This is a genomic window from Aeromonas sp. 5HA1 (assembly GCF_029237245.1).
GTDB lineage: Bacteria > Pseudomonadota > Gammaproteobacteria > Enterobacterales > Aeromonadaceae > Aeromonas > Aeromonas salmonicida.
In genome coordinates, this window is record NZ_JAACFW010000015.1 from 1 (window position 1) to 21,051 (window position 21,051).

Annotated in this window: 22 protein-coding genes; 10 read left to right on the forward strand and 12 right to left on the reverse strand. The window is 59.0% G+C overall.

All coding sequences use genetic code 11. The annotated features are described in order from the left end of the window. On the forward strand, positions 1-219 hold a 219-nt coding region (locus GWQ27_RS14070; RefSeq protein ID WP_265463147.1), incomplete at its 5' end, for a hypothetical protein. Between the two features lie 180 nt (positions 220-399). Here the strand turns inward: GWQ27_RS14070 and GWQ27_RS14075 are convergent. The 3 genes from GWQ27_RS14075 to GWQ27_RS14085 all read right to left on the reverse strand — a co-directional run bounded on the left by GWQ27_RS14075 (position 400) and on the right by GWQ27_RS14085 (position 2,450). Then, positions 400-1,446 (reverse strand): nitronate monooxygenase, encoded by a 1,047-nt coding sequence (locus GWQ27_RS14075; protein ID WP_275907598.1) that lies wholly within the window; start codon positions 1,444-1,446, stop codon positions 400-402. Between the two features lie 2 nt (positions 1,447-1,448). Beyond that, positions 1,449-1,727 (reverse strand): helix-hairpin-helix domain-containing protein, encoded by a 279-nt coding sequence (locus tag GWQ27_RS14080; RefSeq protein ID WP_275907599.1) that lies wholly within the window; start codon positions 1,725-1,727, stop codon positions 1,449-1,451. A 72-nt stretch (positions 1,728-1,799) separates the two neighbouring features. Beyond that, the gene (locus GWQ27_RS14085; RefSeq protein WP_058395295.1) at positions 1,800-2,450 is read right to left on the reverse strand and encodes a ribonuclease; all 651 of its coding nucleotides are present in this window, start codon (positions 2,448-2,450) and stop codon (positions 1,800-1,802) included. Positions 2,451-2,686: 236 nt separating this feature from the next. Here GWQ27_RS14085 and GWQ27_RS14090 point away from each other — a divergent pair, with 236 nt between their 5' ends. The 3 genes from GWQ27_RS14090 to GWQ27_RS14100 all read left to right on the forward strand — a co-directional run bounded on the left by GWQ27_RS14090 (position 2,687) and on the right by GWQ27_RS14100 (position 4,126). After that, a complete protein-coding gene (locus GWQ27_RS14090; RefSeq protein WP_005320532.1) occupies positions 2,687-3,247 on the forward strand; it encodes a carbonate dehydratase in 561 nt (186 codons plus the stop codon). 146 nt (positions 3,248-3,393) lie between these two features. Continuing rightward, a complete protein-coding gene (locus GWQ27_RS14095; RefSeq protein ID WP_166541720.1) occupies positions 3,394-3,684 on the forward strand; it encodes a hypothetical protein in 291 nt (96 codons plus the stop codon). 1 nt (position 3,685) lies between these two features. Continuing rightward, positions 3,686-4,126 carry a DUF6515 family protein gene (locus GWQ27_RS14100; protein WP_275907600.1) on the forward strand — a complete coding sequence of 147 codons (441 nt, stop codon included), beginning with the start codon at positions 3,686-3,688 and terminating at the stop codon, positions 4,124-4,126. Positions 4,127-4,179: 53 nt separating this feature from the next. Here the strand turns inward: GWQ27_RS14100 and GWQ27_RS14105 are convergent, their stop codons facing one another. Then, on the reverse strand, positions 4,180-5,088 hold the full coding sequence (locus GWQ27_RS14105) for an S-adenosyl-l-methionine hydroxide adenosyltransferase family protein (RefSeq protein ID WP_096118838.1): 909 nt from the start codon (positions 5,086-5,088) through the stop codon (positions 4,180-4,182). Between the two features lie 180 nt (positions 5,089-5,268). On the opposite strand from GWQ27_RS14105, the gene GWQ27_RS14110 reads away from it, so the two are divergent. Further along, positions 5,269-5,727 (forward strand): hypothetical protein, encoded by a 459-nt coding sequence (locus tag GWQ27_RS14110; protein WP_275907601.1) that lies wholly within the window; start codon positions 5,269-5,271, stop codon positions 5,725-5,727. Between the two features lie 19 nt (positions 5,728-5,746). Here GWQ27_RS14110 and GWQ27_RS14115 read toward each other — a convergent pair whose 3' ends face one another. Further along, positions 5,747-6,967 carry an MFS transporter gene (locus GWQ27_RS14115; RefSeq protein ID WP_275907602.1) on the reverse strand — a complete coding sequence of 407 codons (1,221 nt, stop codon included), beginning with the start codon at positions 6,965-6,967 and terminating at the stop codon, positions 5,747-5,749. A 224-nt stretch (positions 6,968-7,191) separates the two neighbouring features. Here GWQ27_RS14115 and GWQ27_RS14120 point away from each other — a divergent pair, with 224 nt between their 5' ends. Continuing rightward, complete coding sequence (locus GWQ27_RS14120; protein ID WP_058395302.1) at positions 7,192-8,061, forward strand: LysR family transcriptional regulator; 870 nt, start codon at positions 7,192-7,194, stop codon at positions 8,059-8,061. A 198-nt stretch (positions 8,062-8,259) separates the two neighbouring features. Next, positions 8,260-9,510, forward strand: coding sequence for a DEAD/DEAH box helicase (locus GWQ27_RS14125; RefSeq protein ID WP_234577092.1), 1,251 nt, complete (start codon positions 8,260-8,262; stop codon positions 9,508-9,510). 88 nt (positions 9,511-9,598) lie between these two features. Here the strand turns inward: GWQ27_RS14125 and GWQ27_RS14130 are convergent, their stop codons facing one another. Further along, positions 9,599-10,870: a hypothetical protein gene (locus GWQ27_RS14130; protein ID WP_275907603.1), complete on the reverse strand. Its 1,272-nt coding sequence runs from the start codon at positions 10,868-10,870 to the stop codon at positions 9,599-9,601. 224 nt (positions 10,871-11,094) lie between these two features. Then, a complete protein-coding gene (locus tag GWQ27_RS14135; protein ID WP_275907604.1) occupies positions 11,095-11,859 on the reverse strand; it encodes a CphA family subclass B2 metallo-beta-lactamase in 765 nt (254 codons plus the stop codon). A 660-nt stretch (positions 11,860-12,519) separates the two neighbouring features. Between GWQ27_RS14135 and GWQ27_RS14140 the strand changes: the two genes are divergently transcribed. Then, complete coding sequence (locus GWQ27_RS14140) at positions 12,520-13,878, forward strand: RES domain-containing protein (protein WP_275907605.1); 1,359 nt, start codon at positions 12,520-12,522, stop codon at positions 13,876-13,878. A 189-nt stretch (positions 13,879-14,067) separates the two neighbouring features. Here GWQ27_RS14140 and GWQ27_RS14145 read toward each other — a convergent pair whose 3' ends face one another. Then, positions 14,068-15,771: an amidase gene (locus GWQ27_RS14145; RefSeq protein ID WP_275907606.1), complete on the reverse strand. Its 1,704-nt coding sequence runs from the start codon at positions 15,769-15,771 to the stop codon at positions 14,068-14,070. Positions 15,772-15,898: 127 nt separating this feature from the next. Continuing rightward, positions 15,899-16,996 carry an agmatine deiminase gene (gene aguA, locus GWQ27_RS14150; protein ID WP_275907607.1) on the reverse strand — a complete coding sequence of 366 codons (1,098 nt, stop codon included), beginning with the start codon at positions 16,994-16,996 and terminating at the stop codon, positions 15,899-15,901. A 217-nt stretch (positions 16,997-17,213) separates the two neighbouring features. On the opposite strand from aguA, the gene GWQ27_RS14155 reads away from it, so the two are divergent. Continuing rightward, positions 17,214-18,125, forward strand: coding sequence for a LysR family transcriptional regulator (locus tag GWQ27_RS14155; protein WP_275907608.1), 912 nt, complete (start codon positions 17,214-17,216; stop codon positions 18,123-18,125). Between the two features lie 224 nt (positions 18,126-18,349). Here GWQ27_RS14155 and GWQ27_RS14160 read toward each other — a convergent pair whose 3' ends face one another. The 3 genes from GWQ27_RS14160 to GWQ27_RS14170 all read right to left on the reverse strand — a co-directional run bounded on the left by GWQ27_RS14160 (position 18,350) and on the right by GWQ27_RS14170 (position 20,211). Then, the gene (locus GWQ27_RS14160) at positions 18,350-19,027 is read right to left on the reverse strand and encodes an SDR family oxidoreductase (protein ID WP_005320501.1); all 678 of its coding nucleotides are present in this window, start codon (positions 19,025-19,027) and stop codon (positions 18,350-18,352) included. Positions 19,028-19,048: 21 nt separating this feature from the next. Then, positions 19,049-19,678, reverse strand: coding sequence for a TIGR04219 family outer membrane beta-barrel protein (locus GWQ27_RS14165; protein WP_096118869.1), 630 nt, complete (start codon positions 19,676-19,678; stop codon positions 19,049-19,051). A gap of 92 nt (positions 19,679-19,770) precedes the next feature. Next, entirely contained in the window at positions 19,771-20,211 is a 441-nt protein-coding gene (locus tag GWQ27_RS14170; RefSeq protein ID WP_005320497.1) for a copper chaperone PCu(A)C, read from the reverse strand. Positions 20,212-20,300: 89 nt separating this feature from the next. On the opposite strand from GWQ27_RS14170, the gene GWQ27_RS14175 reads away from it, so the two are divergent. Then, a complete protein-coding gene (locus GWQ27_RS14175; RefSeq protein WP_275907609.1) occupies positions 20,301-21,050 on the forward strand; it encodes an enoyl-CoA hydratase-related protein in 750 nt (249 codons plus the stop codon). Position 21,051 lies beyond the last annotated feature (1 nt).

The following is a 21,051-nucleotide window of genomic DNA, read 5'->3' on the forward strand; positions in this document are numbered from 1 at the left end:
GTGAGTGCCCACACAGATTGCTTGATTCAAATTGTTAAAGAGCGACGCAACAGTGTGTTGCTGCGGGAGTGGAATTCTACTCAACCGCCTTCTCGAGTCAAGCCTTATTTTCAAAGGCTTTTCGAGGCACCGACTGGCTTGATTGCGTTGCCGCTTGCCCTGTCGATGTGGCGCATTATAGAGAGATTGATCGCGTTGGCAAGGCCCTCAATGCAATAAAACTGCAAAAATCGGCACTTTTTTAGTTATTCATAACCAACCACAGCTTTTGTACAAACTTATCCACAGAAATGCCGTAAAACGGCACTATTGGCATCATGAGTGCCCCACATTTAGCCAGTGGAAGTGCCACTCCTTGCATGCCGACCCTCCCGCTCATCGACCTATATAAAGAAGCGATCACGCCAGGCCCGCTTCTTTCACCCATGCGGCGATCAACTCGGCGGCCGGGAGGTCACGGCAACCCGATACATTCTGCCCCGCCCACAATGGCGAGAAGCCACTATCACCCACCTTTTCAGCGGCCGCACGCAACGGAGCCAGCGCACTGCTGGCATGGGGGAAGTCAGGTGCCAGATCCGAGAGCGAGCCCGGCTCCCGCATCAGCCGGTTGACTATCCCTCGCGCCGGGCGGCCGCTGAACACCTTGGTCAGGGCAGTGTGCTGGCTCTGGGCAGAATGAATCGCGGCGCGATGCAGGGCAGAGGTCGTCGCCTCATGACAGCAGAGGAAGGCAGTTCCCATCTGGACGGCGCTGGCGCCCAACGACAGGGCGGCCCCGATACCTTTGCCATCGACTATGCCACCGGCGGCGATGACGGGCAGCTCTACCGCCGCGACTATTTGTGGCAGCAAGGTAAAGGTACCTTGCTGCCAGGCGAGATCCTCATTGAGGAAGTGGCCTCGATGGCCGCCGGCCTCCAGCCCCTGCGCTATGATGGCATCGGCGCCATGACGAGCCAGCCACTTCGCTTCTGCTACCGTGGTCGCACTGGCAAACACTTTTGCTCCCGTGGCTTTCACCCGGGCCAGCAGGCCCGGTTCGGGCAGGCCGAAATGAAAGCTGACTACCGCGGGTTTGAACTCGGTCAGGATGGCGGCATGCTCGGCGTTGAATGGGGCACGACCTGGCCCACTCGATACAGCATCGGTACTCACACCGAACTCGGCATAAAAAGGCGCCAGCGCCTGTTGCCAGCGTGCAACCTGCTGCGGATCGGGATCCCCTTGCTGATGACAGAAGAAGTTGATGTTGAATGGCCCCAGACCGCTGGCGGCAAGCCGAGCGAGCTCGCTTCGCAGGTCAGTCGGACTGAGCATGGCCGCCGGTAAGGAGCCCAGACAACCCACGCCGGTGACGGCCAGCGCCAGAGCACTGTTTTGCACTCCCGCCATGGGGGCCTGAATGATGGGATAACGTATCCCGAGCTCTGCAAACAGCTTCATGGCTAAGTACCCCGCGTACAGTCCGAAACAGCAGCGACCTGACTGCGCGCCAGCGCTATGGCGCCATCGATGGCGCCGCGGGCCTGAGGGCTGTTCTGCCAGCAGGTCGACCCCAGCATGCTGGCCACCAGCTGGACTATATGGGCTGTATCCGCCTCGGCCAGCTCGCTCAGTGTGTGGTAACCCAGCTGTTCGAGCCGCTCTATGACGGTGGGACCCACCCCTTTCACCCCAAGCAGCAAGCTTCGTTCCTGTGCCGAGAACTGTTTCATGTCGGTCATTGCCCAGACTCCTTTCCTATGGCGGTATTTGAACATCAGGCCCGCAAGGGGCCCGATGAAGATAGAGAGTGATCAGCGCACGCTGCGCAGCAGGAAGTCCGGCTGACCGCAGGAGCGCAGTTCACGCTTTTGCATCTCGTCGGAACAGGTGACGGCATCCGTCCCCTCCTTGTTGATGCAGATGTAGACCTCCCGCAGGAAGCGACCGCCGTCGGCACAGGCAACCGTGATGTTGTCTGGCGCCAGCCAGTCGTTGGCACTGGCCAGATCCGCCTTGAGCTGGAAGCGGCTTTTGCGCAGAGGCTCGGCAGGGGACTGATACGCGGCCGGGATCTTCACCTTCTGACGCAGGTCGCTGGCCAGCTGATGATACTGGCGCTGGCTGAGGCCTGAGCAGGTACCGTGTTTCTCCCACTCATGGCGATAGAGAAAGCGGCTGGGGTAGAGCCCGGCAAACTGCTGCTCCATGTCAGGATCCAGCCGCTCGCGGGAACAGCTGCTCGGGTAGCCTCGCTGGTACTGGGGCCAGAGGCCGTGCAGCACGAAGCCCAGCTGGCGGGAGCATTGATCCCGATCGGCCGGTTTGATGGCGCAATGCTCCGGCGACCAGGAGAGCGCCAGAGCATAATAGTCAAACTCGCCCGCTTGCCCCTTGGCCTGCACGGCAGAAGAGTACAAGGGGGAGAGCAGCAGGGTGCCGAGCAGCACAACAATCTTCTTCATCTTGGGTTCCAGCGTTATATCAAAAGAGTGCCAACGCGGCAGCGCAGCCCCGTCGTCAGACGTCATGCTCCCATATTTTGAGAAGAGGGAACACCCCGGCAAGATGACAGCGCGCCCCTGGGGGTCAGACCAGTAAAGGGTTCCCCCTCCCGTTCCACAGGCGTAAGCTGACCCACCGGCAGGCCCTCATGCCTCGCCCTTTCCCCATCCCGATTTCATCTTCAACAGGATGCAACATGATCCGCAAGAATCCATCCGGCCACCTGCCGGTCATCGACGAGTCCGCCTATATCGACAAGACAGCCATCATCTGTGGCAAGGTGATCATCAAGGAAAACGTGTTTGTCGGCCCCTATGTGGTGATCCGCGCCGACGAGGTGGATGCCAATGGCGACATGGAGCCCATCGTCATCGGCGCCAACTCCAACATTCAGGACGGGGTGGTGATCCACTCCAAATCCGGCGCTGCCGTCACCATAGGCGAGTACACCTCCATCGCCCACCGCAGCATAGTGCACGGGCCCTGCGAAGTCGGTAACCGGGTCTTCATCGGCTTCAACAGCGTGCTGTTCAACTGCCATATAGGTGAAGGTTCAGTGGTGCGCCACAACTCTGTGGTGGATGGCTGCGATCTGCCCCCCGGCTTCTATGTGCCCTCCACCACCCGCATCAACCAGCAGAGCGATCTGGCCGAGATCCCCAGAGTCACTGTGGATGCCACCGAGTTTTCCGAAGATGTGGCTCACACCAACATAGACCTGGTCAAAGGTTACAAGGCGCTCTCCAACGAGTTTTGAGGCCGACCCGGTTTCATGACACACAACGGGCGCTCTGGCGCCCGTTGTCACAACTGTAAAGGGGGTGAAAAGGGTGTGTAAAAGCGATTGAGCGCAGCATGGGTGTGGCGTTTGATGGGCCATATTCACCCGGATGGAGTCATCCCATGTCATGCAAAGCCCTCCTCTTGCCCCTGCTGCTCGGCAGCCTGTTTGTGCAGGCCAGCGACATGCAGCCTCCCCTTCCCGATCGCCCCGGCGCTCATATGCCGCCACCCTCGGTACTCTATCAGGCCAGCAAGCAGAGCAAGGATCCCCAGGCGACTGCTCAGGAGCTGTTCAAGAACATCCCTGCCGCCGAGACAGACAAACGCTATGAGGTGGTGATCAGTGTGCGGGAGTTGCCGCCGCAAGCCATCCGGGCCCAGCCCACCACTGCCCCGCTCAAGGGCCAATAAGGTGAACAAGGATCGCTTCTGGCCGTGGGCGCTGGCGCTGTTCATCACCCTTCCTGCGCTCGCGGGCCCGGGCGAGATGGGCAGACCGGGCGGCCCGCCGGGACGAGACATGCCACCTTCCGCTCTCCGCCATGGTCACTACGCAGGCCCCTGGTCAGCCCCGGCGCCGGGCCATCGCATTGACAGGCTGCCTGGCGGGGTGGAGACCATATTGCTGGCGGGGCTCACCTACTATGTGCTCGGCGGCATCTATTACCAGCAACAGGAGAGCCACTATGTGGTGGTCACGCCACCCACTCAAGCCATCTTGGTGCAAACGGAGATCCACCTCATCCCGCTGGATCTGGATGGTCGCCGCTACTACGTCAGAGACGGCCACTACTATCAGCGGGAGATTGACGGGCACTACACGGAAGTGCCGCCTCCCGCCGCGCTGCGGTAAGCAGCAACAAAACGGGCGCCAAGGCGCCCGTTTTTATGTGTGTCAGCGGATGATCATGAACACTTTTTCAAACTGATATGCCAGTTGGCACCCGACTGCACCTGATGTTTGGCGGCGAAGCTGTCCATGTTGAGAGCAACCGAGACCTGCAACAGGCTGTTGAGGTAGACCAGCGGCTGGCCTTCCGGCACGTCGCCGAAGCTGCTGACGTAAGGGGCCTTGCCGTCATACCTGACCACATCCCCTTCACTGATCTTGATACAGGCCTTGTCCCCCTTGTTGACCCCCACCTGAGTCAGCAGTGTCTCGTCGATATTGGTCCAGACGTTGCCGTACTGCACATCCAGGATCGGGATTGTGCCCTTGAGGGTGCCATCTTTCTCGGCCACAGCCGGCTGATAAGGGATCTTGACCACGTCTGCGGGCAGCAGCGGGCCCACCTGCTCATAGCTGATGGCGCCGGAGGCGAGCCGTGCGCCCGTATAGGCGTAAACATCGCGACCGTGGAAGGTGTAAGACTTCTCGGATCCCTTGAGACGGTTGGTTTTCTCATCGATCTGACGCACAGCGTCTATGCCGAAGTGCTCGGCCACCAGGGTCAAAGTGCCGTTATCCGGGGTGACTATGTAGTGGCCACTCCTGGTTTTGAGCACCACAGAGTGGCGATCTGTGCCCACACCGGGATCTACCACGCTGACAAACACAGTGCCTTTGGGCCAATACTGCAGGGTCTGATAGAGGCGGTAAGCCCCTTCCCAGATGTTGTAAGCCGGTATCTCGTGGGTCAGATCATAGAGCGGCAGAGTGCGGTCTACCCCGAAGGCAACCCCCTTCATGGCTGACACTGCGCCATCTTTGAGGCCAAAATCAGTCTGGATCACCAGGGCCTCGTTGGCGGCGGCGATGCCGCTGGCAAGCAGGAGGGCGAGCGCAAGGGCCCGGGGAGCGGTGCGAATATCCATATCAGAACTCCTGAATCGTGATAGATGAACAAGAACAGCCATTTAGACATCCAGAATGCCACCTATCATCAGCATTGCAAGCCGTTTCACCTGTATGGGGGGAACAGAAAAGCACTCGCCAGTGCATGCTGGCGGGTGTATGGATAGGCTTTGCCGTGACGGGATCACAGAGGAAGCAACATGACCAGACCCCAAGCCCCCACCCTGGCGTTGAATCTGGGTGAACAGATCAGCAAGGTGCTGATCACCCAGGCCGACGGCATCACCATCACCTACAAGCTGGCATTTGGTCTCGACGCCATGACACCGGGGCCGTTTCGCCAGGATCCGCCGACGGCGCACGAACTGGAACGGGCCATCATGGTGGTGGAGGATGCGCTCATGCCGCTGGCGGCCCGCATTCCGGCCCACGAGCTGGTGACGCTGCACAGCCCGGTCCCGCTGGCGGGCGAGTTCGGCAGCCATGAGCTGAGTCGGGAGAGCATAGAGCAGCTGTTCGGCCAGTTTGCCGCCATGGTGGAAGGGGACCCGCTGGCGGCGGCCCACTTGCCCAAGGGGCGGCACTTTGCCGCCGTATTGTTGATCCTGCGGGAATGGATGCACCACCTGGATGCCAAACGGGTAGTCTTGGCGGAGTAAGTGCTGGCGGATAAATGGCTCAGGCCGCGGCTCGCTCGAAGCGGGTTCGCGACACAACCCAGGCCAGCCCAAGGCTGATCAGAATGCTGCCGACGGCAAGCACATCCACCGCTGCCAGCAGGCCGACGCTGTCGCTCACCCAGCCCAGCAGCACAGGCACCCAGTTGGCCACATAGGCGATCACATAGAAGAGCGACACCAGCCGGGCGTGGCTGGCGCCGGGGGCAATGCGATTGACCAAAGTCGCGCTGCCGACAAAGGCGGCGCCCTGGGCATAACCGGACACCAGCAGCCCGAACCCTGCCAGCCACAACGACTGATAGTGAACGGCGCCGGTAAATAGCAGCACGCTGAGCGCCAGGGCAAGGCAGCCGCTCTGCAGTGTGTGGCGGGCATCGAGGCGGCGAGCCCATAGCTGGCACAGGCCGGAGAACACCAGATAGGCTGCGATGAGATAGCCGAACAGGCCGAGATCCTGCATCCCCAGCAACTGGCTCGCCACCTTGGGGCCGATTGCCAGCAGACTGGCCGCCACCGCCCAGGCGGTAAACAGAGCCAGGGCGCAGAGGAAGAACGCCGCTCCCGTGGCTTTGAGCCCCTCCCCCAAGGAGCCCTTGCCCTGCCCCGATGCCACTGGCGGCTGCGCTCGTGCGCTGGCGGGCCAGCTGAGCACAACGCCGACCATGGCGCAGGTCGCCAGTCCCATGATGAGCAGGAAGGGCAGTTGAGTCGGATAGAAGTCCAGTTGCAGCGCCAAGCCGCTGAATACCGGGCCAAGCGCCAGCCCGGCGGTGAAAGAGAGGGTCGCACTGAGCGCCGCCCGCTTGCCGCCATCCCGGGGACCGAAACGCAGCAAGGCCACATTGGCGGCGCCGGTCAGCGCACCCGTGCCAATGCCAGCCAAGACCCGCGCCAGCAGCAGCGACCAGAACGAATCGGCCAGGGAGAAGAGCAGGGCTCCACCCAGCACCGCCAGCAGCGCAGGCAATATCATGGCACGCAGGTCCGTCACCCGGCCCGCCAGATTGCCCACTCCGAACAGCGAGATCAGCACACCGGCCGCATAGCCACCATAAATCAGGGTGAGGCTCACATCGCTCAACGCCAGCATCTGCTGATAGTGGGGATAGAGCGGCGTAGGCACGCTGCTGTTGAGCAGCGCCGACGGCAGAAACAGCAGAATGGCGCCATGGGCAGCGCCCGACTGGTAGGGCCCGGGGGTAGACAAGGGTGATGACATGCACGGCTCCGATGGGCGCGGGGCCAAACCCCGCTGGTGAGAGGCGGCCATGATAGCGCCCGCACAGCGCCGCCGACAGCAGCACAAATGCATCATGCGGCTTCAATAATGCATGCGATCGGCATCTATTTGCACGCACACCAGGTCACACTCAGCTTGTGATCCCGCCTGTGCTGGCTTCTAATGGGCTCGCCCCAGCGGGGGGAACTTGAGTGGGAGGCTCGATGATCAACTGGGATGACGCGCGTTTTTTTCTGGCATTGGCAAGACAGGGCACACTGCGTGGCGCGGCCGGGGTGCTGGGGGTCGATCAGGCTACCGTCGGGCGACGCATCACGGCACTGGAGCAGAATCTGGGCTCCAAACTCTTTATCCGCACCCCCAAACTCTATGATCTGAGCCCGCTCGGCGAAACCATGCTGGCCGATGCCAGCGCCATGGAGCAGGCCATCCAGGCCATAGAGCGCAAGGCGAGCGCCGGAGATCAAAGCCTGTGCGGCGAGGTACGCATCGCCACTACCGACACCCTGGCACAGGCCTTCGTGCTGCCCGCCCTCACCCTGCTGCGCGAGCGCCATCCCGGCATTCGTCTCAGCCTGCAGACGGCGGTCAACGTCAGTGACATCGCCTGTCTCGAGGCCGATCTCGCCATTCGGGGCCTGCGCCCCGACAACGACGAGCTGGTGATCAAACGCCTCACCACCATAGAGATGGGGCTCTACGCCTCTCACGACTATCTGGCCAGACACGGCACGCCCAAGTGCGGCCTCGGCCTGAGCCAGCACGCCCTGCTGCTGTTTGCCAAAGAGCTGGTCTCCCGCCACTGGCACAGCCTGTGCGGGGAACCGCTGCACGAACCAAACGTGGTGCTGCAGTGCAATGCCCAGCTGCTGTTGCTGGCGGCGGCCCGTCAGGGGCTGGGGATAGCGCTGCTCTCCACCTTTCTGGCAGACAAAGAAACCGAGCTGGTACGGGTGCTACCCGCCCTCAGCGATCCGGTCGATATCTGGCTGGTGCTCCACCCTGACCTGCAGAAGGCCAGCCGGGTGCGCGCCGTGGTGGATGCGCTGGAAGAGGTGTTTCACTGCCGTTAACCTGTACAGCGTGTTCCAGCACAGGGAGCTGCTCGCCATGGCGCAGCTCCCGAGCCCGAGCTGGGGGAGATGACGAGAGATAGAGCCCAGTCCCCTCCCCCCGCCTTCTGCCCATGCCCCCGCTTCTGTTACCATGCCGGCCACTATGATTGTTTCCATCGTGGCCCTGGCCGCGATAACCCCACACTGGTGCCCCCTATGTCCATTGCCTCCTTTGCCGAACTGGCCCTCTCCCCCCGTTTGCAGCAGACCCTGACCGAGCTCGGTTATGCTGCGCCGACCCCCATTCAGGCCCGCGCCATCCCCGTCATTCTGGCGGGGCGGGATCTGATGGCGGGGGCCCAGACCGGCACAGGCAAGACCGCCGCTTTTGTGCTGCCGCTGCTGGAGCAACTGATGCAACACCCGGCGAGCGACACCGCCCGCCCGATCCGCGCCCTGGTGCTGGTGCCGACCCGCGAGCTCGCGGTGCAGGTCTTTGAGAGCGTGACGCGCTACGGGCAAGGTACGGGTCTCACCAGCGCCCTGGTCTACGGCGGGGTCAGCATAGCCGCCCAAGTCGAGGCGCTGAAAACCGGGGTGGATCTGCTGATCGCCACCCCGGGCCGCCTGCTCGACCATCTGCGTCAGGGGGCCTTGAGCCTTGAACACCTCAGCCATCTGGTGTTTGACGAGGCGGACCGCATGCTCGACATGGGCTTTATGGACGAGATCAAGGCGCTGCTCAAACAGATACCGGCGGATCGCCAGACCCTGCTGTTTTCGGCCACCTGCGATGACAACCTGTTTGCCTTGAGCCGTGTATTGCTGCGCGACCCTGAGCTGATCGAAGTGGCACCGCGCAACACAACGGCGGCCGAGGTGGAGCAGCGGGTCTATGCGGTGGATGGCGAGCGCAAGCTGGCGTTGGTAGAACACCTGATCAAGGTGAAGGGGTGGGCGCCGGTGCTTATCTTCAGCCGCACCCGTCAGGGGGCCGACAAGCTGACCCAGCAGCTTGGCAAGGCGGGCATCAATGCGCTGGCCTTCCACGGCGATCTGTCGCAAGGGGCGCGAGAAAAAGTGCTGCTGGAATTTCGCGCCGGCACCCTGCAAGCCCTGGTCGCCACCGACGTGGCTGCCCGCGGTCTCGATATCTTGGATCTCAACTACGTGATTAACCTTGAATTCCCCTTTGTGGCCGAAGATTACGTCCACCGCATCGGTCGTACCGGCCGCGCCGGCAACAAGGGGCTGGCCATCACATTGTTCAGCCCGGAAGATGCGCCGCTGCTGGAAAAGGTGGAAGCCGTGCTCGACACTCGCCTGCCCCAGCAGTGGTTCCCGGGCTTTGAGCCAGACCTCACCCGTTTCGAACCCGAGCCACGCCGCAACGGCAAGGCCGCCCAGAAACAGAGAGCCAGAAAGCAGGCCCTAAGCGGTAACAAGAGCGGCAAGGGCAAGCGTTAAGCCGCCTCAATCCCACCAATGAAAAACGCCCGAATGGGCGTTTTTCATTATCCAATACAGACCAGCACCACCCTTGGCTACTGAACACCTAGCGGGTCGCCAGCACCAGTGGCAGGGATTTCAGGATCTGCCGCTCCGCCAGGGTGGAGAGAATAAACATCGCCATATAACCGAGGCCGAGCGCCACGATAATGGCCACCACGTTGCTGGTGAACTCGGCCACTAGATAGTAGGCGGCGACCAGCGCCACTATGCCGACCAGGCGGATCAGCAGGCTCTGGGTAAAGTGGCCATGGGCCTTGATATAGGCGAGCTGATAGCCATTGAGCATCATGAAGATAAAGAAGATGGAGAAATGGAACAGCACGGGCACGGCGCCCACATAGTCGACGGGGAACAGCAGCAACACCAGTGGCTTGCCCGCCAGCAGCATCAGTACAAAAAACACCAGACTGACGATGGCGGAGAGGCGGAAGATCCAGCGGCGGATCATCCTGATCTGGCGGTGATCGCCGTTGCGCAGATTGACCGCCAGCTCGGGCAGCACGAAGCGGTAGATGGGGAAGACAAACAGCAGCGTCATATAGGTGAAGATGGGGCGCACCACCACCTGGAAATCCCCCAGCTCGTCGATGCTGAAGTGGCGTATGGTGAGCAGCACTGTGATGTAGATCATCAGGATACTGGCCCCCGCCTCGAGGGACGCGGTAAAGCTCTTCTTCACATAGCTGCGCATCTCGGGGCCGAGTTCGACTTTGGCCAGCGGCCGGGTGGCGATGTCCCGGCGGCGATAAATATACATATAGAGGGCAATGCCCAGCGACGATAGCGTCAGCCCGTAGAAGAGCGACGAGAGTGCATCCATCCCCAGCCCGAAGTAGCAGGCCATAAACATCAGGGCGTTGGCGAGCGGCTCCAGCCAGGTGACCCTGTTGGAGATATCGTACATGCGGTACATGGCCACCAGATTGGTGAAATAGACCTTGAGCCCCAGCCCGAAGATGACCCCCACCAGTTGCAGGTACTCCACCCGGATATGGAGCCCGTGCTTGATATAGGGGATCACCAGCCCCCAGGTGAGCAGCACAATGCCGATGAGGAAGTAGCGGAAGATATTGATGATGTCTCTGTCGTTTTTGGTCTGGGAGTAGCTCACCACCATGGAGGAGCGAAAGCCGGTCATCAGGATCAAGGAGAGGGAGATCAAATCCACCACGCTGTTGAACAGCGCCAGATCCCCCTTGGCCACCCACTGCGCCAGCCACACCTTGAAGGCGAAGCCGATGATGATGCTGGCAAGCGACGCCCACATGCCGGTGATAAAGGCCTGCTTCAGCCGCTCGAGGGATTTATGTTGCATAACAGTCACTTGTTGCTGCCTAGCCAGAGAGAAATCCATCTTATGAAAGCGCACCCGGCTTGAACAGCCTTAATGCCGGGGGCAAGCTGCCGACCGGCAAGACTCGGAAATCAGCCACAGAAAATCCGGTGCGCTAGAAACAGGAAAACGCCCGTTCGGGCGTTTTCTCTGGCTGACCCCCTTCAAGGGTGCGCCGCTTCTTGTTATCTCTGCGCCCTGGCTCTTTATGCCTGCGGGGCGGCCTTGATCAGCGCCTGGTAGTGATCGATAAGCTCTGGGCCGTGCAGTGGCGAGTCATGACCGCCGACCACAATCTTGATGGGCAGCTTCATCGCTTTCAGTCGATCCAGCGTCTGGGGATAAGCCTTCACATTGGCAAAGCTCAGGTTGCCCAGCTTCTCCTTGAGGATACAGTTGCCATAGAGCACCTGCTGGTCAGGGAAGTAGACAAAGATGCCGTCCGGCGTGTGGGCCGGGCCCGCGTAGAAGGCGTGCAGCTTGCCCTCTTGCAGGGTGAAGTCGCCATCGTGCACCACGTTCGGCAGCACCAGCGGCAAGTCCGGGTACTCCGGCAGCCCCTTGCGGGTAAAGGCGACGATCTCGGCCCAGTCGCTCTTCATCAGATCCCGGGTCTGGCGGGTCGATACCACCTTGGCACCGATGGACTTCCAGTAGGCGTTACCCCCTGCCCTGTCCGTGTGGTAGTTGGTGTTGATCACCTCCAGCACAGGCTTGTTGCTGACCCGTTTGATCAGCTTGTGCAGCTCGCGGGCGGTATCCGGCGTCCAGGTCGCCCCCACTACCGTCACCCCCTTGGCCCCGAAATAGACCATGGAGTTCTCTTTGACGTAGTAGTTATCCTCTACGACATACACGGGGCCGCTCACCTGAGTGAGGGAGATCGCCGCCGCATGCACGCTGCCGCCCCAGAAACTCGCCACCAGCACCACAGCTCCGGCCAGCCCACATTTCATCCAACCTTTCATCATCTTGCTCCCTCGATACAACCGCCCCCTCGCCACCCCTGTGGCAAGCCGGGCCCTTTACGCAGTGGGCAGAAGATACGGGGGATTTGTGAGGGGAAAATGGGCTTCTGTGAAGAGAAGGTGAAGTCAGGGAATATCAGCAGCGACCTCCTATTCGCGAACGTCCGAATACGCTTCGCTATTCGAACCTACAGCACAGATTGCAGCCCCTCACCCTAACCCTCTCCCGAGGGAGAGGGGATGGCCCGTGCCAATTCCAAGCCACTCATATCCAACCGCACCACAGAGCCAACGCACAATCAGCGGAGCGTATTTGCTCCCTTCTCCCCTTGCGGGAGAAGGGGTGGGGATGAGGGGGAGGTAACACAATAAGCCCAATAATGTAGGGCCGATTAGCGCAGCGTAATCGTCCGCATACCGCCACGCATCGAGTCATGGCAAGGCCAGCAGGAAACTCTGAATATCACCTGCTTATCGGCCACAACCTGTTCGCGATTGTCCGAATACGCTTCGCTATTCGTACCTACGGCCCTGAAGTGTGATCTGTGACGGTATCTCAGGGAGTGATTATAAATTAATAAGATAGTACCATTGTGAAATATTTAAAGAATTATCTTTGGTATTTAAACTATGTCTTGTGAGAAATTTATTTGCTACAAATGCGTGAGTGAAGAATATATCAGTAAGTTTATCAAAACAAATGGTGAAAACATCCATAGATGCAGCTACTGTAAAAGCAGGCGTAAAACAATCCCACTAGATGACTTAGCAGAACCTATGCATAATGTATTTTCACTATACTATACATGCAGGACTAATGGAGATTTATATTATGGATATGTGTTTGGTGAATCAGCAGAAGAAGTGATTTATGAATGCCTTGGCGTAGATGATGAAATCCAGTCAGATCTTCATGAAATTCTGCAAGAAAATTACAATGACCATTATGACTGTACAATCACATACGATGATGATTTTACTTACAAGAGAACTCATCATTTAACAGAAGAGTTAGACGTCAAATGGGAAGAGATTAAAACATCATTGCAGAGTGAAGCTAGATTTTTCAATTCTCATGTAAAAGCCTTCTTTGAACAAATATTTAGCGATCTTGAATCACATATAACGCATGACGGCAGCAATGCGATAACTTACATTGATAGTAATACTTCATTATTTAGAGCCCGAGTATTTGATAGCCTAGATAAAGTTGAGAATGCCTTAAAACATCCTGAAAATGAATTTGGACCACCACCTCATCAATATGCTACATCAGGCCGAATGAATGCACAGGGAATACCTGTTTTCTATGGAGCTATGTCTTCTGATATAGCGATTGCAGAGGTAAGGCCTGCCGTAGGTAGTTATGTTGTTGTTGCTCAGTTCAAGCCAGTAAGGCCACTACGGATACTAGATATATCTGCTTTAGACAAATTAATACCGTCAACGGATAGTCTATTTGATCCTGCAACGACCGAAAAACTCGCAATATCATCATTCTTAAAAAGATTATCATATAAGCTCACCATTCCCATTTCAGGTGCGAGAACAGATAGCGAATACTTGATAACTCAAGCTGTGTCTGAATATCTCTCCGTTTCTGAAGTGAATGCTCTTGATGGTATAAAGTTCAAATCAACTCAAAAGGCAAGCGATGAAAATAGCAATGAGTCTAGCTACAACATAGTGTTATTCACTAAGTCATCTGCTGTAGCTGGCGCTGAAAACAAAAAAACAGAATATGCAGTTACAATGTACGAATACGATTGCGATGATGACTCATATCATCAATATTTATCTCCTGAGATATGTAAAAAAGAAGTAAAAACCAAAAGAAAACATTTCTATGGCATAGATACAGAGGAACAAATAAATATATCTTTGCAGCTAGACATTAATTCATTAGCCATCCATGAAATAAAAGGCGTTACATATCAACATGAAGAGCATAAAATTAAAAATGGCAAGCCAATAGAAAAAAATGATCAAAATGACTCCTTCGATGAGGAGGATTTATTTTGATAAGAACTCACAATTCATATCAAGGAACAAAGAAACCACTTTAATTTAAAAATAGTAACTTTATTATAAATTGAGTTTATGTTGTAGATAACTGTAAATAATCTTATAAAGAAAAACCACCCGCAAATTACAGGTGGTTTTTTTCCATTATCTCAGAATGAACCCGAGATATTTAACTCCCAACAGCAATCAGGCCAGCGGCGGGGTACGCGGCGGCACCTTGCGCTTGCTGCCGGTGGACTCAAAGGCCGAGGCAAAGCGCAGCAGCTTGTTGTCGTCATAAGCGCGACCGGCGAAGGTCAGGCCCACCGGCATGCCGATATCGGCCATGACGCCCATGGGGACTGTGACGGTCGGTACGCCGAGATGGCGAATGGCGAGGTTGCCGTTGGCGACCCAGATGCCGTTGCTCCAGGCGATATCGGCAGAGGCCGGATTCACGTCCGCGTCAGCCGGGCCGACGTCGGCGACGGTGGGGAATAGCACGGCGTCGAGTTTGAGCTCGTCCATCCAATCCTCCAGATCCAGCTTGCGGGTCTTTTCAAGGCCGCGCAGGCCGTCCGGCACGGAGGCAATCTCGTCAAAACGCTTGAGGCCGCGCTTGGCCATATTGACGTACTCGTCCATACCGGCCGCCAGATCCCCCTCGCGGTTCGGCAAGGTGCCCGGATCGTGGGGGAAGATCTTGGGGCCATCCACATCGGCCAATTTATTGAGCTTGGGATCGCCATTGACGCGCAGGAAGTCGTCGAATGCCCAGCCGGAGAGCTCCCACAGCTCGTCGTTGAGAAACTCAGGTGAAACTATGCCACGATTGAACACGGTCGGCGCGCCGGGTCTGTCCCCTTCGCAGTTGGAGACCAGTGGGAAGTCCACTTCGATGACTTCGGCGCCAGCGGCTTCCAGCGCCTGACGGGCCTGTTCCCACAAGGCGATCACCGACGGACGGGTATGGATACGCTGACCGGTCGGGCCACCGATCCCGGGGGTTTCGCTGGTGCCAGCCAGTTCATCCTTGTTGATAAACATGCGCGGCACACCGAGGCGCTTGCCCTTGAGTGCATCAGGCTTGGCAGCCAGCTCAAGATAAGAAACCGGACGAATTTCCGATGCCTTGGGGATCTTGACCCAGGGCTGCATGCGCCACAGATCGCCACGGGTATCGGCATCATCGGCGACCACTACGTCGAGCACTTCCAGCAGATCCGCCATGGTGCGGGCGTAGGGCACCACCACGTCCATGGTCGGGGTCAGCGGCCAGTTGCCACGCACCGAAATCACGCCACGGGATGGTGTGTAGGCACAGAGGCCGTTGTTGGAGGCAGGGCCACGGCCGCTCGACCAGGTCTCTTCCGCCAGACCGAAGGCGGAGAAGCTGGCGGCTGTGCCGGTACCGGCACCGTTGGAGGAGCCGGAGGCAAACGGCGCTGTCAGGTAGTCGGCGTTGTAGGGGCTCTCGGCACGGCCATAGACGCCGCGCTGCATGCCACCATTGGCCATCGGCGGCATATTGGTTTTGCCAAGGCAGATGGCACCGGCGGCACGCAGGCGCTCAACAGTAAAGGCATCGCGCTGGGCTACCAGATCCTTGAAGGCCGGGCTGCCGGAGGCGGCCGTCAGCCCCTTGACCAGATAGCTGTCTTTGGCGGTGTAGGGGATGCCGTCGAGCGGGCTTAAGACCTCACCACGGGCGCGGCGGGCGTCAGAATCTTGCGCCTCTTTCAGCGCGTCGGGGTTGGGCACCACGACGGCGTTGAGGCGGGTTTGTGTCTCGGGGCCATTGTAGGCTTTGATCCGGGCCAGATAGGCCTTGACCAGTTCGACCGCTGTGGTGCGGCCTGATTCGAGCGCACCGCGCAGCTCGGCAATGGAAACCTCTGTCACTTCGATCATTTGGATCTCCTGTAAAAGGGTGACTGTTTGTAATGATGGTCGCGGCATCAGCGCCTGCGACCATCACGCAAGCAAGAGATAAAACCCCACTGCGTGGGGTTTTGAATTTCTACACTCTTCGGCCAGCTTACTGACCAGAAGGGATTTGCTGAGTAATGCAGTGAATATTGCCACCTCCCAGCAGGATCTCGCGAGCCGGTACGCCGACCACTTTATGCTGCGGGAAAATCTCTTCCAGAATGCGCTGGGCTTCGCCATCGGTGGCGGCATCCAGCAGCGGGTAGACGATGCGATCGTTGGTGATGAGGAAGTTCACATAGGAACCGGCCAGACGACCTTCAGCCTCGCGCGGCACACCGGTACCGCTCTCGACACCGGCAGACTCCTCTTCAGTGCAGTAGAGCGGGCCCGGCTGGGGCAGCTTCCACACTTTCAGCTTGCGGCCCTTGGCATCGACCACCGCTTCCAGCACCTTGAGGGCGGCCAGGGAGCGGGTGTACTGGGGGTCGTTCTCATCGTCGGTCCAGTGCAGGGCCACTTCACCCGGGCGCACGAAGCAGCACATGTTGTCGATGTGGCCGTCGGTTTCGTCCATGTAGACGCCCTCGTCCAGCCAGATAAAGCTCTTCACGCCCAGATAGTCGCGCAGATAAGCTTCGATCTGCTCCTTGCTCAGGTGCGGGTTGCGGTTTTCGTTGAGCAGGCACTCGGCTGTGGTCAGGCAGGTGCCTTCGCCATCGACGTGGATGGAGCCCCCTTCCAGAATGAGCGGCGCGTCGTAGCGATCCATGCCGTGCTGTTCCAGCATCTGGGCCGCCACTTTTTCATCCTGATCCCAGGGATAGTAGAGCCCGCCCTTGTGGCCGCCCCAGGCGTTGAAACCCCAATCCACACCACGGCACTCGCCAGCGGCGTTGGTGACCACGGTCGGGCCAGTGTCGCGGGCCCAGCAGTCATCACTGGCCATTTCGACCAGGGTCACATGAGCGGGCATGATGGCGCGGGCCTGCTCCATAAACTGGGCTGGCACTCCCATAAAGACAGGGGTGGCCTGCCCTATGGCATCGGCTACCTTGGCGAAGGTGGCTTGCGCGAAGCGACCGGCCTCACGCCAGTTGTCCGGGCGAAACAGCCAGATCATCCAGACGGCCTGCTGGTGTGCCCACTCGGCGGGCATGGTGAAACCGTCAGCAGCAGGGGTGGAGTCAATAGTCTTGATGCTCATCGCAATATCCTTGCGGGCCTCACAGGGCCGGTAAGAGGGGAAACGGGCGGGCGATCGCCCCGGCAGCGTGCCGGACGGCCCACCAGTTGGTCATCGGCTGCGCAACCGCCTGGCGCACCCGGGAAAAAATGAGTGTGGCCGCAGTGTAAGAAGTTGCGCTCACATCCATCAAATGAATAGGATGGATTGTCCCATAAACAAGGCAAATAATCCCTCCATGAAACTGCACCAGCTCGACCTCAATCTGCTGCTCGCCTTTGACGCCCTGATGACACAGGGCAGCGTCACCCGCGCCGCCGAAGCGCTGTTTATCAGTCAGCCTGCCATGAGCCACGCCCTCGGCCGGCTGCGCACCTTCTTTGGCGACCCGCTGCTGGTGCGAACCCCGCAAGGCATGCTACCCACTCCCCGCGCCCAGCGACTGCATCTGGGGGTACAGCAGGCGCTGCGGCTGCTGGAGCAGCAACTGAGCGACGAGGAGGTGTTCGAACCGAGCCAGTCCAAACGGCGCTTCGTGCTCTGTACCACTGACTATGTGGAGTGCGTGCTGATCCCGCCGCTTATGCAGCGCCTCAAGAAGCTGGCACCCGGCGTCACCATAGAGATCCGCATACTGCGCGACACGCTGCCGGAAGCCGAGCTGGCAAGCGGCGAGATCGATCTGGTGCTGGGGTTTGACGAATACATGCAGGTGCCGAGGTATCTGGGCAAGGAGACCTGGCTCACCGAGCCCCTGGCCGGTCTGGTGCGCGCCACCCTGGAGCTGGAGGAGGAGCGGATCACCTTGCAGCAGCTTATCGAGATGCCCCATGTGTTCCACTCGCCGCTGGGCACCTCGGAGGCGAGTCTGGATCGCTACCTCAGCACCCTGGGCCACAGCCGCACCATCTCGGTCAACAGCCAGAGCTATATGTCGGCAGCGACCATTGTCAGCCAGAGCGACCACCTGCTGGTGCTGCCCAGCATGGTGGCCGAACTGCTCGCCAACCACTGGCCGCTGAAAAGCCTGCCCCTGCCTGTGGATGTGCCGGATTACCACCTCAACTGTGTCTGGCACCCGGTTCATGCGCAGCAACCCGCACTGATATGGCTGAAAGACTTGATGAAGGAACTGGTGAGCCAGCCATAAACAGCAGGCGTGCAAATGGTGTTGGGGAGATTGGCGTAGCGGGAAGGGGTTGAACGGGCGCCTGGCAGGCGGTAGGAAGCAAGGCATTCGAGGAGCTGCAGCCCGTGCTTGACGTGAGGCAACTCGATGCACCATCTGGGCGCTGTGATAAGGCCCGCTCCCCAGAGGTGGGCAGCAGGCCTTGAAGTGCATCACAGCAGTGGCGTACTGGCTGACGACGGGGCCTAGTTGCGACCGATAAAGAGGTCTGTCACGTGACAGCTGCTTCTGGCTTCCAGCGCATCCAGCATGTAGGCGGCCGCATCTTCCGGTGTCATGAAACCGCTCGGGTCGACGTGATCCGTGTTGTCCCAGAATTCGCTGCGGATCCCGCTCGGATAGAGGTTCACCAGTCGCAATGGAGAGTCCTTCAGCTCGGCGCGCAAGGACTCCAGAAAGCCGCGCATACCCCACTTGGAGGCACAGTAGAGACTCTCGTTGGCCTTGCCTACCTGAGCGGCGGAGGAGAGCACATTGGCCAGCACGCCGCCCCTCTCGCCGATGAGGCGTACCGTCTGCTGGGCCACCAGTATGGTGGAGACCAGATTGCTCTCCATCACCCGGCGGATCTGCTCGGCGGTGTAGACACCGACCGGGCCGAACTCGCCAGTGCCGGCACAGTGCAGCACCAGCTCCGGCAGACCACCCCACTCCACGGCGGCGGCAAACGCCACATCCACGTCTTCGTGGTGCGCCAGATCGGCGACTATGCCGATCACGGCGCTCCCGAGCAGTAGTTCCTGCTGCTGCAGTCGCTGATAACGACGCCCCATCATGGAGACTTGATGGCCCCGTTCAACCAGTCCTATGGTCAGGGCTCGGCCCAGACCGGACCCGGCCCCCGTCACTATGATGTGACCCATTATCAGCTCCTGTCAGTCAGATCAGAATGTGAATTCGCCGCCGATGAACCAGCCATCTACACGCTGATCAACGCGATCGAAGTCCATGCTCGCATCACGCCAGCCGGCACGGACCTTGAGAGGTACGGCTGCGAACTTGTAGGAGCCACCTAGACGGTAGTCATAGTTGTCGGCGTCCTGCACACGGGCATCGCCAAAGGCGGCAAAGCCGGTACCCGGAATGCGCACTTCGGCACCGGTGTAAGCCATCAGCACATCCTTGTCATAGGAGTAGTGCTGGGTGTTGAAATCGCCATCGTAACGACGACCGGTCAGGCCCAGATCGATCTGGAACAGGTCGTTGTTGAACAGGCGATAGTAGAGGCTCAGGTCGTAGGCCGTCAGATCGTTGTTGAGGGCACCACCGCTGGTACCGAAATCGGAGATCTCGAACTTGGCGTTGGGCAGCAGAATGATGCCGTGCTCCAGTTGCAGGTAGCCGCTCCAGTTGTAGTTCTCGTCATAGCTGCCGTTGGCCCCGATACCGTCAATCTGGCCGCTGCCCTGAGCGTTCCATACATCGGCACCGGCAGCGATACGCCAGTCATCAGCGGCCATGGCAGCCTGGCTGAACAGGGCCAGCACACAACCGGCAATCAAGGTCTTCTTCATCATTTCACTCTCTTATGGACTGGAAAGGCCATCATTTTACCCAGTGTGGCGGGAATACACAGTGCAAAAAGCTGAACAAGCGTCCATTAATGTCAGTGCTGCATCCCTGCCATGGGTTCAATCGGCTTCACTGGCAGGCTCAATTCCAGCGTCTGGCCATCATCCATGGTCAGGGTCAGCGGGAAAGGAGTGCCTTGTGACAACTCGCGTACCTCGAACAACATCACATGAAAGCTGCCCGGTTTCAGTGCCACTTCCCCCTTGGCCGGGATCGCTATGCTCTCGACCTGGCGCATTCTCATGACGCCATTTTCATGCAGATGGGTGTGCAGCTCGGCGCGCCCCACCTCGGGCGAGGCCGCGGCCACCAGCTTCACCGGCTTGTCGGCGTCATTTTTCAGCACCAGAAAAGCCGCGGTATTGGGGGATCCCGGAGGCAACAGGCGCACATAACCATCGACGGCTTCGACCTTGGCCAGGGCCGGTGCGGCCAGACCGAGCGCCAGCAGGGAGTAAAACGCACGTTTAAACATGGTTGAAATCCTTTTATGATGTTGTTAAACGCCGTGAAGCTTACCGCAGCAGTAATCTTTTGGCAGCCTGTGATAACAAGGATTTAGACATGGACCCCATTATCGTTGCCGAGCAGCAGGATGGCTTGCTCACCCTGACCTTCAATCGCCCCGACAAGCGCAATGCCCTCAATACCGACATGTATCGTGCGCTCACTCAGGCACTGCGGCAAGCGACACAAGATGACGCCGTACACGTGTTGCTGATACAGGGACAAAGCAATTGTTTCACCGCCGGCAACGATCTGGCGGACTTCATGGGCAAATCGAGTCTGGATGCCGATGACCCCATACTGCAGTTCCTGCACACACTGGCGGATTTTCCCAAGCCCGTCATCGCCGCCGTCGGTGGCCCTGCCGTCGGGATCGGCACCACCTTGCTGCTGCACTGCGATCTTGTCTATCTGGGGGATAATGCCCGGCTGCAACTGCCGTTCGTCGAACTGGGGGTGGTGCCGGAGTTTGCCTCCAGCCTGCTGCTGCCCCGCGCCGTGGGTCATCTGAAGGCGGCGGAACTCTTGCTGCTGGCCGAGGCCATCGATGCTGATGAAGCACTGCGCCTGGGTCTGGCCAACCGGGTAGTTGCCGCCGACGAGCTGCTGGCACTGGCTCGGGATCAGGGATTGAAGCTGGCGGCCAAGCCGCCCAAGGCGCTGCAAAAGAGCAAGGCACTGCTCAAACAGGAGCTGAAACAGGCGGTGCACTTCGTCATCGATCTGGAGGCGCGCGCCTTCTCCCTCGCCTTGCAGGGGGAAGAGGCGCAACACAGGATAGCGCAAAGGCTCAAACCCAGGGCCTGAT

Coding starts and splice junctions, on each gene's coding strand:
- GWQ27_RS14075 (WP_275907598.1), bottom strand. CDS start 1,446: ATGAAGCTGTTTGCAGAGCTCGGGATACGTTATCCCATCATTCAGGCC.
- GWQ27_RS14080 (WP_275907599.1), bottom strand. CDS start 1,727: ATGACCGACATGAAACAGTTCTCGGCACAGGAACGAAGCTTGCTGCTT.
- GWQ27_RS14085 (WP_058395295.1), bottom strand. CDS start 2,450: ATGAAGAAGATTGTTGTGCTGCTCGGCACCCTGCTGCTCTCCCCCTTG.
- GWQ27_RS14090 (WP_005320532.1), top strand. CDS start 2,687: ATGATCCGCAAGAATCCATCCGGCCACCTGCCGGTCATCGACGAGTCC.
- GWQ27_RS14095 (WP_166541720.1), top strand. CDS start 3,394: ATGTCATGCAAAGCCCTCCTCTTGCCCCTGCTGCTCGGCAGCCTGTTT.
- GWQ27_RS14105 (WP_096118838.1), bottom strand. CDS start 5,088: ATGGATATTCGCACCGCTCCCCGGGCCCTTGCGCTCGCCCTCCTGCTT.
- GWQ27_RS14110 (WP_275907601.1), top strand. CDS start 5,269: ATGACCAGACCCCAAGCCCCCACCCTGGCGTTGAATCTGGGTGAACAG.
- GWQ27_RS14115 (WP_275907602.1), bottom strand. CDS start 6,967: ATGTCATCACCCTTGTCTACCCCCGGGCCCTACCAGTCGGGCGCTGCC.
- GWQ27_RS14120 (WP_058395302.1), top strand. CDS start 7,192: ATGATCAACTGGGATGACGCGCGTTTTTTTCTGGCATTGGCAAGACAG.
- GWQ27_RS14125 (WP_234577092.1), top strand. CDS start 8,260: ATGTCCATTGCCTCCTTTGCCGAACTGGCCCTCTCCCCCCGTTTGCAG.
- GWQ27_RS14130 (WP_275907603.1), bottom strand. CDS start 10,870: ATGCAACATAAATCCCTCGAGCGGCTGAAGCAGGCCTTTATCACCGGC.
- GWQ27_RS14135 (WP_275907604.1), bottom strand. CDS start 11,859: ATGATGAAAGGTTGGATGAAATGTGGGCTGGCCGGAGCTGTGGTGCTG.
- GWQ27_RS14145 (WP_275907606.1), bottom strand. CDS start 15,771: ATGATCGAAGTGACAGAGGTTTCCATTGCCGAGCTGCGCGGTGCGCTC.
- aguA (WP_275907607.1), bottom strand. CDS start 16,996: ATGAGCATCAAGACTATTGACTCCACCCCTGCTGCTGACGGTTTCACC.
- GWQ27_RS14155 (WP_275907608.1), top strand. CDS start 17,214: ATGAAACTGCACCAGCTCGACCTCAATCTGCTGCTCGCCTTTGACGCC.
- GWQ27_RS14160 (WP_005320501.1), bottom strand. CDS start 19,027: ATGGGTCACATCATAGTGACGGGGGCCGGGTCCGGTCTGGGCCGAGCC.
- GWQ27_RS14165 (WP_096118869.1), bottom strand. CDS start 19,678: ATGAAGAAGACCTTGATTGCCGGTTGTGTGCTGGCCCTGTTCAGCCAG.
- GWQ27_RS14170 (WP_005320497.1), bottom strand. CDS start 20,211: ATGTTTAAACGTGCGTTTTACTCCCTGCTGGCGCTCGGTCTGGCCGCA.
- GWQ27_RS14175 (WP_275907609.1), top strand. CDS start 20,301: ATGGACCCCATTATCGTTGCCGAGCAGCAGGATGGCTTGCTCACCCTG.